The 12,086-nt window shown below is 74.9% G+C and carries 11 protein-coding genes and 1 riboswitch; of the genes, 3 read left to right on the top strand and 8 right to left on the bottom strand.

From position 1 onward, the window contains the following. Positions 1-184: 184 nt before the first annotated feature. From Ae331Ps2_RS19080 to Ae331Ps2_RS34315, 8 genes are all read right to left on the bottom strand, one after another. Positions 185-388, bottom strand: a complete 204-nt coding sequence (locus Ae331Ps2_RS19080) for a hypothetical protein (RefSeq protein ID WP_020622181.1) — start codon at positions 386-388, stop codon at positions 185-187. Between the two features lie 122 nt (positions 389-510). Then, entirely contained in the window at positions 511-2,139 is a 1,629-nt protein-coding gene (locus Ae331Ps2_RS19075; RefSeq protein WP_075312061.1) for an ABC transporter ATP-binding protein, read from the bottom strand. Further along, positions 2,136-3,038 carry an ABC transporter permease gene (locus Ae331Ps2_RS19070; protein ID WP_075307359.1) on the bottom strand — a complete coding sequence of 301 codons (903 nt, stop codon included), beginning with the start codon at positions 3,036-3,038 and terminating at the stop codon, positions 2,136-2,138. Before Ae331Ps2_RS19070 ends, Ae331Ps2_RS19075 begins: the two co-directional genes overlap by 4 nt. Further along, on the bottom strand, positions 3,035-3,985 hold the full coding sequence (locus Ae331Ps2_RS19065) for an ABC transporter permease (RefSeq protein WP_075307361.1): 951 nt from the start codon (positions 3,983-3,985) through the stop codon (positions 3,035-3,037). The genes Ae331Ps2_RS19070 and Ae331Ps2_RS19065 overlap by 4 nt, the downstream gene beginning before the upstream one ends. Continuing rightward, entirely contained in the window at positions 3,982-5,613 is a 1,632-nt protein-coding gene (locus tag Ae331Ps2_RS19060; RefSeq protein ID WP_233147603.1) for an ABC transporter substrate-binding protein, read from the bottom strand. Before Ae331Ps2_RS19060 ends, Ae331Ps2_RS19065 begins: the two co-directional genes overlap by 4 nt. Next, the gene (locus tag Ae331Ps2_RS19055; protein ID WP_075307363.1) at positions 5,610-6,986 is read right to left on the bottom strand and encodes an NtaA/DmoA family FMN-dependent monooxygenase; all 1,377 of its coding nucleotides are present in this window, start codon (positions 6,984-6,986) and stop codon (positions 5,610-5,612) included. The genes Ae331Ps2_RS19060 and Ae331Ps2_RS19055 overlap by 4 nt, the downstream gene beginning before the upstream one ends. After that, the gene (locus Ae331Ps2_RS19050) at positions 6,983-8,236 is read right to left on the bottom strand and encodes an LLM class flavin-dependent oxidoreductase (protein ID WP_075307365.1); all 1,254 of its coding nucleotides are present in this window, start codon (positions 8,234-8,236) and stop codon (positions 6,983-6,985) included. The genes Ae331Ps2_RS19055 and Ae331Ps2_RS19050 overlap by 4 nt, the downstream gene beginning before the upstream one ends. Positions 8,237-8,354: 118 nt before the next feature. Further along, a complete protein-coding gene (locus tag Ae331Ps2_RS34315) occupies positions 8,355-8,453 on the bottom strand; it encodes a putative leader peptide (RefSeq protein WP_337819522.1) in 99 nt (32 codons plus the stop codon). 5 nt (positions 8,454-8,458) lie between these two features. Next, positions 8,459-8,553: riboswitch (SAM riboswitch) on the bottom strand. Positions 8,554-9,155: 602 nt separating this feature from the next. On the opposite strand from Ae331Ps2_RS34315, the gene Ae331Ps2_RS19045 reads away from it, so the two are divergent. Genes Ae331Ps2_RS19045 through Ae331Ps2_RS19035 form a run of 3 tightly spaced genes read left to right on the top strand, consistent with a single transcriptional unit; the run spans position 9,156 to position 11,965 of the window. Then, positions 9,156-10,250 carry an ABC transporter substrate-binding protein gene (locus Ae331Ps2_RS19045; protein WP_075307367.1) on the top strand — a complete coding sequence of 365 codons (1,095 nt, stop codon included), beginning with the start codon at positions 9,156-9,158 and terminating at the stop codon, positions 10,248-10,250. Positions 10,251-10,278: 28 nt separating this feature from the next. Beyond that, entirely contained in the window at positions 10,279-11,079 is an 801-nt protein-coding gene (locus tag Ae331Ps2_RS19040; protein WP_075307369.1) for an ABC transporter ATP-binding protein, read from the top strand. A 10-nt stretch (positions 11,080-11,089) separates the two neighbouring features. Further along, positions 11,090-11,965, top strand: a complete 876-nt coding sequence (locus Ae331Ps2_RS19035; RefSeq protein ID WP_233147604.1) for an ABC transporter permease — start codon at positions 11,090-11,092, stop codon at positions 11,963-11,965. The last annotated feature ends 121 nt before the right edge of the window (positions 11,966-12,086 follow it).

Here is a 12,086-nt window from a genome sequence, read left to right as displayed (position 1 = left end):
AGTACCGCGCCCGGGCGGTGGCCGTACGCCGGCTGCCCGGTGGCACCGTGGCGCGCGCTCCCTCGCCCGCCGAGATGCGGCCCAGCGGGCGCACGGGGTCACTCCGCGCCCCTTGAGCTGCATCTCGGCGTCGTCCCGGGTCCGCCGGGACGCGACGGGCGTGCCGCGTCCCGGCGGACGGGGATCAGGCGACGCGCGGTCGGCGGCGCAGCGCCGTGCGGGCCGCCGCGAGCTGCTGGGCCACCTCGGCGGTGATCAGCTCGGCGTGCAGGGCGTCGTTGACGGGGTCGCCGCCGCCACGCAGCGCGCGGTGGCGCCGCACGAGGGCGTCGAGCCCGTCGAGCAGCTGGGTACCCGGATCGGTGGTGGGCAGGGTCGGAACGCTCATGGGATGTCTCCTGGTGACGTGGCTGTCGGGGTCGATCGGTCGGGTCGATCGGCCGCGACGACACAGCGTCGAGGAGATCCGCACGTAGTCGATGTGACGCCGCCGGGACAGGACGGTGCGGGTCACGACACCACCCCCGCCCGTCTACCGGCGATCGCAGCGAGCAGCTCTGCGGTGTACTCGTCCTGCGGGTCGTCGAACAGCTCCGCGGTGGGCCGCAGCTCGCGGAGCCGTCCGTCGCGCAGGACGCCGGTACGGTGCGCGACCCGCCGCACCACGGCGAGGTCGTGCGAGATGAACAGGTAGGACAGGCCGTCGCGCTGCTGCAGCTCGGCGAGCAGCTCCAGCACCTGGGCCTGCACCGAGACGTCGAGCGCGGACACCGGCGCGTCGGCGACGACGAGGTCCGGCGAGAGCGCGAGCGCGCGGGCGATCGCGACCCGCTGGCGCTGTCCCCCGGACAGCTCCTCGAGCCGCCGGTCGAGCACCCCGGCCGGCAGCGCGACCCGGTCGACGAGCTCCGCGGCCCGGTCGGCCTGCTCGGCGGCCGACCCGACGGAGAACGCCCGCAGCGGCTCGGTGACGATCTCGCGGACGGCGAACCGGGGGTCCAACGAGGCGTAGGGGTTCTGGTAGATCAGCTGGGCGCGGCGGCGCAGCTGACGCCACGCCTCGCCGCGGACGCGGGTGACGTCCTCGCCGTCGAGGAGCACCTGCCCGGAGGTGGGGTCCTCCAGGCGCAGTAGCAGCCGCGCCGTCGTCGACTTGCCCGAGCCGGACTCCCCGACCAGCGCGACGGTCTCGCCGCGGGCGATCGTGAACGACACCCCGTCCACGGCGCGGTGGGTGCGCCGCGTCCAGGACCCTCGCGCCCGCGGCAGCGGGAACTCCTTGACCAGGTCGCGGACCTCGGCGACCGGGGTCCCCGCCGTGTCGACGGGCGGCAGCACCGGCGGGGCGGTGATCGCGAGACCGGGGGCGGCGGCGAGCAGCTCCCGGGTGTAGGGGTCCTGCGCCCCGGCGAGCAGCTCGGCCGGGGTGCCCTGCTCGACGACCCGACCGTGCCGCATCACGACGATCCGGTCGGCCCGGTCGGTGGCGACGGCGAGGTCGTGGGTGATCAGCAGCAGCGCGGTGCCCCGCTCGCGGCGCAGCGCGTCGAGGTGGTCGAGGATCCGGCGGGCGACGGTCGCGTCCAACGCGCTGGTCGGCTCGTCGGCGACGACCAGCGAGGGTCCGGCGGCGAGGGCGATCGCGATGAGCACCCGCTGGCGCATCCCGCCGGACAGCTGGTGGGGGTACTGCCCGGCGCGGGTCCCCGGATCGTCGAGACCGGCCGCGGCCAGCAGCTCGACGGCGCGGGCCGCGGCCGTGCGGCGGTCGGCGAGCCCGTGGGCGCGCAGGCCCTCGGCGACCTGCACACCGACCTTCTGCACGGGGTTCAGCGCGACGCCCGGGTCCTGCGGGATGAACCCGATCCGGGCTCCGCGCACCGACCGGTAGGCGCGCTCGGACAGCCCGGTGAGGACGGTGCCGTCGAGTGCGACCGTGCCCGCGGTGACCGACCCTGCGGCGGGCAGCAGCCCGAGCACCGCGGAGGCCAGGGTGGTCTTGCCCGACCCGGACTCCCCGACGACGGCGACGACCTCCCCGGGCGCGACGGTCAGGTCGACGCCGCGCACGGCGTGCACCGTCCCGCCACCGGCGGCGTAGGCGACCTCCAGACCCGTCACCTCCAGCAGGGCGCTCATGCCGACCGCCTCCACTCGCCGTCCAGGGCCCGGGCGATCCGGTTGACCGACAGCACGGTCGCGGCGATGACGAGGCCCGGCATCGCGCACACCCACCAGGCGACGGCCAGGTAGTTCCGGCCGTCGGCGACCAGCGAGCCCCACTCCGAGGCCGGTGGCGGGGCGCCGTAGCCGAGGAAGCTCAGCGCGGACACCGCGAGGATCGCCAGCCCGAACTCCAGCACGGCGAGCACGGCGACCGGTCCGGCCGCGTTGGGCAGGACGTGGCGCCACAGCGAGACGTACCAGCGGGTGCCGACGGCGCGGGCGGCCTCGACGTAGAGGGCGCGGCGCACCCGCAGGGTCTCGGCACGCATCACCCGGGCGAAGCTCCCGACGCTCGCCACGCCGACCGCGATCGCCACCTTCACCGTGCCGAAGCCGAGCGCGGTGATGAGCGCGAGCGACAGCAGGATCGCCGGGATGGCGAGCAGCACGTCGACGCCGCGCATGAGGACCTCGTCGACCCAGCCACCGGCGAACCCGGCGACCAGCCCGATCAGCCCGCCCGCGAGGAGCGCGACGGCGACCGCGATCACCGTGGCCTGCAGCGACAGCGAGGCGCCGTGCACGACGCGGGTCCACACGTCGCGGCCGAGGTGGTCGGTGCCGAACCAGTGGCCCGGTCCGGGCGGGGACAGCCGGCGTGCGGTGTCGCCGACGGCGGGGTCGCCGGGGGCGAGCAGCGACGGCACGAACGCCGCGGTCAGCACCAGCAGCACGATCGCCGCGGCGAGCACGAGCCCGGGCCGGGCCCGCAGGAGGCGGCCGAGCCGGGCCGCCGGGCGGCGCGGGGCCGGAACCGGCTCCGCGCCGGGCGCGGGAGCCGGGGTGGCCAGGTCGCGGTCGAGCAGGGTCATCGGGAGCTCCCGGAGGCGACGGCGACCCGCGGGTCGAGCAGCGGGTAGGCCAGGTCGACGAGCAGGTTGACCACGACGAACGCGAGTGCCGCGAACAACACGATGCCCTGGACGACGGGGATGTCCTGCGCCCCGACCGAGGCGACGGTGAGCCGGCCCAGGCCGGGTCGGGTGAACACCGTCTCGACGACGACGGACCCGGCGAGCACGTTGCCGACGACGTAGCCGAGGACGGTGAGGGCGGGGATCGCGGCGTTGCCCAGCGCGTGGCGCAGGTGCACCGCGGCCTCGCCGACGCCCTTGGCGCGGGCGGTGGTGACGTAGGGCGAGTCCAGTGCCTGGCCGAGGCTCTTGGCCAGCACCTGGGCGACGAGCGCGCCGGTCGGGAGCCCGAGGGTGACCGCGGGCAGCACCAGCGACTCCGGACCGCGGTCGCCGACCGACGGCAGCCAGCCGAGGGAGAACGAGAACAGCTGCACCAGCATCAGCCCGACCCAGAACACCGGCAGCGACACCGCCAGCGACGGCAGCGACGCCAGCACCTGCCGCAGCCACGGCGACCGGACCCAGGTCGCCGCGACGGCGACCGCGGTGCCCGCGACGACCGCCACGACCAGCCCGGCCGCGGCGATCTGCAGGGTCGGCGGGAGCGCCTCGGCGACGGCGGTCCGCACGTCCTGCCCGCTGACGAAGGAGGTCCCGAGGTCGCCGTGCAGCGCGGCCCACAGCTTGGTCACGTACTGCACCGGCAGCGGCTGGTCCAGGCCGTAGCGGGCGCGCAGGGCGGCGAGCTCGGCCGGGGAGACCGGCTCGCCGTCCGACGCCGACGCCATGGTCGCGACCGGGTCACCGGGCAGCAGGTACAGCACGACGAAGCTGACCGTCCACGCCGCCCACAGCACGACGGCGGCGAGCCCGAGGCGGCGCAGCAGGTAGGGAAGGGTCATCGCGCGTCGGACTTCCAGGCGTCGTGGAGCTGGATGCGCGAGGACGCGTCGAACGCGACCCCGTGCGCGTCCGGGCCGACGCCGAGCACCGTGGTGAGCTCGACGACGGGCGCGGTGTCGAAGCGCTGCGCGAGCAGCGCCTGCGCCTGCCCGACGAGTGCCGCGCGCCGCGCGGGGTCCACCGTCGCGGCCTGGGCCAGCAGCGGTGCCTGCAGCGGCCCGTCGGGCAACCGGTACCGGTTGACTCCGTCGGTGCCGTAGGTCGACCGCAGGATGTCCGGGTCGGCCCGGGTCAGGTTGCCCCACGCGGCGACGAAGTCACCGCCGTCGAGGACGGCCTGGGTCTCGGCGATCTGGACCTCGCGCAGCGCCACGTCGATCCCGATCCGGCGCAGCTGCTGCTGGATCAGCTCCAGCGCGGGCTTGGTCGTGCCGATGTTCTGCGCGAAGGTCAGCGGCACGGTCAGCCGCTGCCCGCCCTTGGCGCGGATGCCGTCCGGACCGGGCACCCAGCCGGCGCGGTCGAGGGCGGCGGTCGCGGCGGCCGGGTCGTAGCCGACGAGCGCGGACTGGTCGGCGTAGGACGGCGTCGTCGACGACAGCGGGCTCGTCGCCGCGCGGGTCTGGCTCGGGTACACCGCGGCGACGACCTCGTTGCGGTCGATGCCCCGGCTCACCGCCTCCCGGACGGCGGCGTCGGCACCCAGCGGCGTGCCCTGGTTGAACGTGATCCCGAACGGCAGGCCGGGGTTCGGCCGGGCCGGGAGCTGCACGCCCGCCGCGGTGAGCGGGGCCTCGTCCTGCTGGCCGACGCTGGCGATCGCGTCGACCTCGCCGGACTGCACGCTGCCCGCCCGCACCCCGGACTCGGGGACGACGCGGAACTCGGCCCGGTCGAGCCAGGCCTCGCCGGGGTGGGTGAACAGCTGCGAGCCCCAGTCGTAGCCGGCCCGCTTGGCGAGCACGGTGACGTCGTTCTTGGCGTAGCGCTCGAGGGTGAACGGCCCGGAGCCGACGACGCCCGCGCAGCGCTCGTCGTCGGAGCGGGCGGCGCTGGCCGGGGAGAGCAGGCCGAGGCTGTGGGTGGAGGTGCCCTGCAGGAACTGCACGTTGGGCCGGGAGAACCGGACGGTGAACTCGGTCGGGCTCGCGACGTCGGTGCCGACGTACCCGGCCAGGTAGCCCTTGGGCAGGCTGCCGCGGGCGCCGAGCGAGCCGACCCGGTCGAAGTTGGCCTTGACCGCGGCCGCGTCGACCGGGGCGCCGTCGGAGAAGGTCGCGCCCTGGCGCAGCGTGAAGGTCCAGGCGGTGGCGTCGGCGTTCGACGACCAGCGGGTCGCCAGCCACGGCACGATCGCCCCGGTGGACGGGTCCTGGTCGGTGAGCGAGTCGACGATCTGGCGCAGCGAGTAGATCGAGTCGTTGCTCTGCACCTGCTGCGGGTCGGCGCAGCCCTGGTCCGAGGACACCGCGAACACCAGGGTGCCGCCGGGACGGGGCGGCCCGGCATCGTCACCGGCGCCACCGGCGCCCGATCCGCAGGCCGTGAGGACCAGCGCGGTGGCGGCGAGCAGCACCGCGCAGCGGCCGGCGGTCACGCCCCGCCCGGACCCGAACCGGCGGCTCACGCCGTCACAGCCGGGGTGTGGCGCTCGCCGAACCGCGACGGGTGCGCGAGACCGAGGTTCTCCCGCAGCGTCGCGCCCGGGGTGTAGTCGGTCCGGAACACCCCGCGCTCCTGCAGGATCGGCACCACCCGGTCGACGATCTCGTCGAGGCCGGACGGGCTGACGTGGGAGCCGAGGATGAACCCGTCGGAGGCGTCGTTCTGGACGTAGCGGTCGATCTCGTCGGCCACGTGCTCGGGGGTCCCGACGAACACGGCGCGGTCGAACACGTGCTTGACCGTCTCGCGCAGCGAGTACCCGTGGGCATCGGCGAGCTCGCGCCAGGCGGCGACCGTGGCGTGCGCGTCCTGGGTCAGCGGGGCCCGGCCCTCGATCCACTTCGGGGCCTCGGGGGTGGGCTCGACGTCGGGCAGCGGCCCGTCCGGGTCGTAGCCGGACAGGTCGCGGTTCCAGACCATCTCGGCCAGCACGATCGAGGTCCACGGGTCGACCTGCTGGTCGTGGATGTACTCGTGACGCTCGCGGGCCTCGGCGTCGGTGTCGCCGAGCACGACGCCGGCGCTGGGCAGGATCCGCACCTCGTCGGGGTCGCGGCCGGCCTTGCGGACCCGGGCCTTGACGTCGTCGTAGAAGGCGCGGGCCTCGTCGAACTTCTGGTACCGGGAGAAGATCGCGTCGGCGGACGCGGCGGCGAAGTCGCGACCGGCCGGGGACTCGCCGGCCTGCAGCACGACGGGGTGGCCCTGCGGGCTGCGCGGGGTGGTGAAGCGCCCGGCGATGTCGAACTGGTTGCCCGAGACCGCGAAGTCGCCGACGTGGCCGTCGCGCAGGAAGGTGCCCGACGCGGGGTCGGCGACGACGGCGTCGGAACCCCAGGAGTCCCAGAGCGCCCGGACCGCGGCGAGGGTCTCCCCGGCACGCTCGTAGCGCTGGTGGTGGCCGAGGTAGGCGCCGCGGCGGAAGTTCTCGCCGGTGGGGGCGTCGGAGCTGGTGACGACGTTCCACGCCGCGCGCCCGCCGGAGAGGATGTCCAGCGTCGCGAACCTGCGGGCCAGCTCGTAGGGCTCGTTGAAGGTGGAGTTGATCGTCCCGGCCAGACCGATGTGCTCGGTGACCGCGGCCAGCGCGGCGAGCACGGTGAAGGTGTCCGGGCGTCCGACGACGTCCTGGTCGAAGATCTCCCCGCCGCGGGTGCGCAGCCGCAGGCCCTCGGCGAGGAAGAGCAGGTCGAGGCGCCCGCGCTCGGCGGTGCGCGCCCAGTGCTCGAACGACTCCCAGGCGATGTGGCTGCCCGAGGCCGGGTCGCTCCAGACGGTGTCGTGGTTGACGCCCGGGAAGTAGGCGCCGAGCACGATCTGCTTCCTGTTGCTCATGCGGTGGCTCCGGAGAAGGTCGGGACGACGGCGGACACGGCCCCGGCGGCGTAGCGGCTGGCGGGCCTGGGCAGCCCGAAGCGCTCGCGCAGGGTGGTCTCGCCGTAGGCGGTGCGGAACGCGCCGCGGGACTGCAGCTCGGGGACCAGGCCGTCGACGACGGCGTCGAGGTCGGTCGGCAGGACGGCCGGGCGCAGCCGGTAACCGTCGAGCCCGGCGCGGCGCCAGGACAGCAGGGTGTCGGCGAGCCCGGCGGGGGTGGTGGCGAGGATCGCGGCGTCGGAGGAGAGCGGGTCGAGTGCGTCGAGCCGGGCGAGCCGCTCGCGGGCGGCGCGCTGGGTGTCGGCGAGCACCACGACCACGTCGCCGAGGATGCGCAGCGGCGGTGCGGTGCGGCCCGCCGCGGCCTCGGCGGAGCGGACCTGGGCGACGATGCGGGCGGCGTCGTCGGCGTCGTGCGGGGTGGTGGCCACGACGTCGCCGACCCGGGCGGCGAGCAACGCCGGCTCGTAGCCGTGGGCCAGTGACAGGACCAGCGGCTGGCCCTGCGGCGGACGCGGCACGATCGAGGGGCCGGCGACGCCGAAGTGCTCCCCGGCGAAGTCGACCCGGTGCAGCTTGTCGCGGTCGACGAAGCGCCCGGTGAGCGCGTCGCGGATCTCGGCGTCGTCCTCCCAGGAGTCCCACAGCCGGCGCACGACCTCGACGACGTCGGCGGCCTCCCCGAACAGCTCGGCGACCAGCGCGCGGCCGGCCGGGGTGTCGAGGTCGGCGCGGCGCAGCCCGGGGACGGTGCGGCGCCCGAAGTGGGCGGCCTCGTCGGCGCGGACCGAGGTCTGCACCCGCCAGCCGGCACGGCCGTGGCTGTCGTGGTCGAGGGTGGCCAGCGCGGACGCGACGTGGAACGGCTCGGTGTGGGTGGTGGTGACGGTCGGGACCAGCCCGATCCGCGACGTCAGCGGGGCGAGGAAGGCGGCGACCAGCGAGGCGTCGAGGCGTCCCTGGACCCGGTCGGTGCGGCGCTGTGCCCCGTGGAGGTGGTCCCCGGACTGCAGGCCGAACCCGTCCTCGATCGTGAGCAGGTCGAGCAGCCCGCGCTCGGCGGTGCGGGCGAGGTCGGCCCAGTAGCGCGCGGTGAACAGCTCGCCGGGCCGGGCGCCGGGCTCGCGCCAGGCGGCGGGGTGCCAGCCGGCGCCGTCGAGCGCGACGGCCAGGTGCAGCGGCCGGCCTGAGGTGTCCGTTGTGGACATGAGGGCATCGCTTCCTCGTCGCACGGGGCGCGACGGAACGGGTGGGACGTCACGGGGGGGCGGACGCCACCGCCGACGGGGCGCCGGCGGGCGACGCGCAGCGCGGGACGGGGCGGTGTCAGGCCCGACAGGTCGCGCCGGCCACCCGCATCAGGTCGACGTGGCGCCGGTACCGAGGGTGGTGCGCGCCGCGCACCTGCTCCGCGATCGACCGCATGATCTCCTCCATCGAACCCGGCTGGAGCACCCGCACCCGCTGCTGCGGGGGGTTGCTGCGGCGTCGTCGAGCCGGGTCTCTCGGCCGCTCCGGATGGTGTGCACCCCGACTGTAGGGAGCCCGTGCCCGATGGTGTCAACCCGCGGAGCCGGCCCAGTGATGCCCGCCGCACCGAAGCTCCCGACCGGCGGAATCGGGACGCCTAACCGGCTCGACCTGTCCGGACAAGCCGGTCGCTTTCCTGGGGGGTGGACACCAGGTTGTCCGGAGAGGTGACCACGACGCACCCTGGTCGGGTGACGACGAGCCGACGGAGGCCCTCGCGCCCCCACCGGTTCGCAGGGGGTGCGACCGAGCCCTCCCCCCACCAGCCGGCCCGAGCCGCACGGCGCGCGGTGCCAGTGCGTCCGACCGGCCTCGAGCCGTTCTGGCCGAGCCGGCGCGCCCCCGCCTACAGCGAGCTCTGTCGCTGACCGAGCCGTACCGGTCCCCGCTCTTCCGCGGACGGTAACGCTCTTCCGCGGACGGTAACGCCACACGTCCGGCGTCCGACGCATCCGCCGGAACAGGGATCGCCCGCCGGACACCGGTCCGGCCCGCCACCCGTCCCGCATCCCGGCACGCCGTCCCGGCCGGCCGGACCCGGCGCGCCGTGGTCGTCCCGACCGCCCGCCGCCCACCACGGAAGGACCCCGTCCCGCGATGTCCCCGCACGTCCTGCGCCCCGGCTCCCGGGTGCGCACCGCCGCCGTCCTGCTCGCGCTGCTGACCGCGCTCGGACTCATGGCCGGCTGCTCCCGCGCCGCCGAGAGCACCACCGCCGCAGGTGCCACCTCCCCCGCCGCCGAGGTCCGCGTCGGCTACTTCCCGAACATCACCCACGCCCCCGCGCTGGTCGGGGTGAAGCAGGGCCTGTTCGCCAAGGAGCTGGGCAGCACGAAGCTCACCACCCAGACCTTCAACGCCGGCCCGGACCAGGTCAACGCCCTGCTCGGCGGCTCGATCGACGTCGCGTTCATCGGCTCCGGCCCGGCGATCAACGCCTTCACCAAGTCGAACGGCGAGGCGGTGCGTCTGGTCGCCGGCTCCACCTCGGCCGGGGCCCAGCTGGTGACCAGCCCGGACATCACCTCGCCCGAGCAGCTCAAGGGCAAGATCATCGCGACGCCGCAGCTGGGCAACACCCAGGACATCGCCTTCAAGACCTGGCTCAAGGAGAACAACCTCCCGATCGGGGACGGCCCGGACGCGGTGACCGTCCAGAACATCGACAACCCGCAGACCCTCGACCTGTTCAAGCAGGGCAAGCTCGCCGGCGGGTGGCTGCCCGAGCCGTGGAGCTCGCGCCTGGTCGACGCCGGCGCGAAGGTGCTGGTCGACGAGAAGGCCCTGTGGCCGGACGGGAAGTTCCCGACCACCGTCGTCATCGCCCGGACCGAGTTCCTGCAGCAGCACCCCCAGACCGTCGAGGCGATCCTGCGCGGCGAGCAGGCCGCCATCTCCTTCATCCGCAGCGACCCGGCGCAGGCCAAGACCGTGTCCAACGCCGCGATCGGCGAGATCACCGGCAAGCCCCTGGCCGCGAACATCCTCGACCGCGCCTTCACCGAGCTGTCCTTCGACACCGACCCGCTCGCCTCGACCTTCCCGCAGCTGGCGAAGGACTCCGTCACCGCCGGCATCGCGCAGAGCGAGGCGAACCTGACCGGTTTCCTCGACCCGACCGCGATCGACGCGGTCCGCACCAGCTCCGGGGAGGCCGCCGTGGACCCGGCCGGTCTCGCCGCCGCGAACTGACCATCCCGACCGACGAGGGGAACCACCGATGACCGTCGACCTCACCACCCGGCGCCCCCCGGCCCGCGACACGGCCGTGGAGCTGTCGGGGGTCGCCAAGACCTTCGGCACCGGCCCCGGGGCGGTGACCGCGCTCAACGGGATCGACCTGCGGGTCGGCGACGGCGAGTTCGTCTGCGTGCTCGGTGCCTCCGGCTGCGGCAAGTCGACGCTGCTCAACCTGCTCGCCGGGCTCGACGAGCCGACCGCGGGCGAGGTCGCGGTGGGGTCCGCCCGACCGTCGTTCATGTTCCAGGAGGCCGCGCTCATGCCGTGGCTGACCGCGCTGCGCAACGTCGAGCTGCCGCTCAAGCTCGCCGGGCACGGCCGGGCGGCCCGGCGTGAGCGGGCCGAGGAGCTGCTCACCCTGGTCCGGCTGGAGGGCGTGGGCGGGAAGCGGCCGCACGAGCTGTCCGGTGGCATGCGCCAGCGCGTGTCGCTGGCCCGGGCGCTCGCCGCCGCGACCGGACTCGGCGACGAGCCCGGCACCGGCGGGCTGCTGCTGATGGACGAGCCGTTCGCCGCACTCGACGCGATCACCCGAGACGTGCTGCAGGGCGAGCTCCTGCGGGTCTGGCGGGCCACCGGCACGACGATCGTGTTCGTCACCCACGACGTGCGCGAGGCGGTCCGGCTGGCCGAGCGGGTCGTGCTGCTGTCCTCGCGTCCCGGCACCGTGGTCCGCGAATGGTCGGTGCCCGCCGACGGACACGACGCCGAGGCCCAGGCCGAGCTGCACGACGACATCACCGGACGACTGCGGCAGGTGATCACCAGCCATGCCGCGTGAGGACTCCTCGATGACGGTCGTCGACAACGACCGGGACTCCGCCGCCGCGGTCGCCGGGCTCGACGCCCTCGACACCCCGGTCGAGCGCACCACCCCGTGGTGGCAGCGGTTCCTGCGGACCTGGCTGCCACCGCTGGTCGCGCTCGCCCTGATCGTCCTGGTCTGGCAGATCGTCTGGGCCTCGGCGATCACGCCGGAGTACAAGCTGCCCGCACCGGGCGCGGTGGCCGAGGCGTTCGGCGCGACGGTCGCCAGCGGCGAGATCTGGTCGATCCTGTGGACCTCGATCAGCCGGGCCGCGCTCGGCTTCCTGCTCGCCCTGGTGATCGCCACCCCGCTCGGCGTCCTGGTCGCCAAGGTGCCGGTGATCCGGTCGGCGATCGGCCCGCTGCTCACCGGCCTGCAGTCGCTGCCGTCGGTGGCCTGGGTGCCGGCCGCGGTGCTCTGGTTCGGGCTGACCAACACCACGATCTTCTTCGTGGTACTGCTCGGCTCGGTCCCCTCGATCGCCAACGGCCTGGTGGCGGGGATCGACCAGGTGCCGCCGATCCTGCCGCGAGCGGGCCAGGTGCTGGGCGCCACCGGCTACCAGATGGCCCGCTACGTGCTGCTCCCCGCGGCGCTGCCCGGCTACCTCGCGGGCTGCAAGCAGGGCTGGGCGTTCTCCTGGCGCTCGCTGATGGCCGCGGAGATCATCGCCGCCGGCCCGGCGCTGGGGGTCGGGCTCGGCGCCTACCTGAAGAACGGCGCCGACGTGAACGACATCGTCCAGGTGTTCGCCGCGATCCTGCTGATCCTCATCGTCGGCATCGGGGTGGAGCTGCTGGTCTTCCGCCCCCTGGAGCGACGGGTGCTGCGGGCCCGGGGGCTCGCCCTCACCGTCTGACCCGCCGGTACCCGAGCGGGCCGTCCGGACGTACCCCGTACGGACGGCCCGCTCGTGCCGTGTGCTGCCCAGGTGTCCGGACGGGCGATCAGAACCGTTCCCACCAGCCGAAACGCCGTGA

This window comes from Pseudonocardia sp. Ae331_Ps2 (assembly GCF_001932405.1).
Classification (GTDB): Bacteria; Actinomycetota; Actinomycetes; order Mycobacteriales; family Pseudonocardiaceae; genus Pseudonocardia.
The sequence above is the reverse complement of the archived record's forward strand: the minus strand, read 5'-3'. Positions and strand labels throughout refer to the sequence as shown.

What these genes read in the sequence shown, in the direction of transcription:
- Ae331Ps2_RS19080 (WP_020622181.1), bottom strand. Translation starts at nt 388, where the DNA reads ATGAGCGTTCCGACCCTGCCCACCACCGATCCGGGTACCCAGCTGCTC.
- Ae331Ps2_RS19045 (WP_075307367.1), top strand. Translation starts at nt 9,156, where the DNA reads ATGTCCCCGCACGTCCTGCGCCCCGGCTCCCGGGTGCGCACCGCCGCC.
- Ae331Ps2_RS19065 (WP_075307361.1), bottom strand. Translation starts at nt 3,985, where the DNA reads ATGACCCTTCCCTACCTGCTGCGCCGCCTCGGGCTCGCCGCCGTCGTG.
- Ae331Ps2_RS19040 (WP_075307369.1), top strand. Translation starts at nt 10,279, where the DNA reads ATGACCGTCGACCTCACCACCCGGCGCCCCCCGGCCCGCGACACGGCC.
- Ae331Ps2_RS34315 (WP_337819522.1), bottom strand. Translation starts at nt 8,453, where the DNA reads ATGCGGTCGATCGCGGAGCAGGTGCGCGGCGCGCACCACCCTCGGTAC.
- Ae331Ps2_RS19070 (WP_075307359.1), bottom strand. Translation starts at nt 3,038, where the DNA reads ATGACCCTGCTCGACCGCGACCTGGCCACCCCGGCTCCCGCGCCCGGC.
- Ae331Ps2_RS19035 (WP_233147604.1), top strand. Translation starts at nt 11,090, where the DNA reads ATGACGGTCGTCGACAACGACCGGGACTCCGCCGCCGCGGTCGCCGGG.
- Ae331Ps2_RS19055 (WP_075307363.1), bottom strand. Translation starts at nt 6,986, where the DNA reads ATGAGCAACAGGAAGCAGATCGTGCTCGGCGCCTACTTCCCGGGCGTC.
- Ae331Ps2_RS19075 (WP_075312061.1), bottom strand. Translation starts at nt 2,139, where the DNA reads ATGAGCGCCCTGCTGGAGGTGACGGGTCTGGAGGTCGCCTACGCCGCC.
- Ae331Ps2_RS19050 (WP_075307365.1), bottom strand. Translation starts at nt 8,236, where the DNA reads ATGTCCACAACGGACACCTCAGGCCGGCCGCTGCACCTGGCCGTCGCG.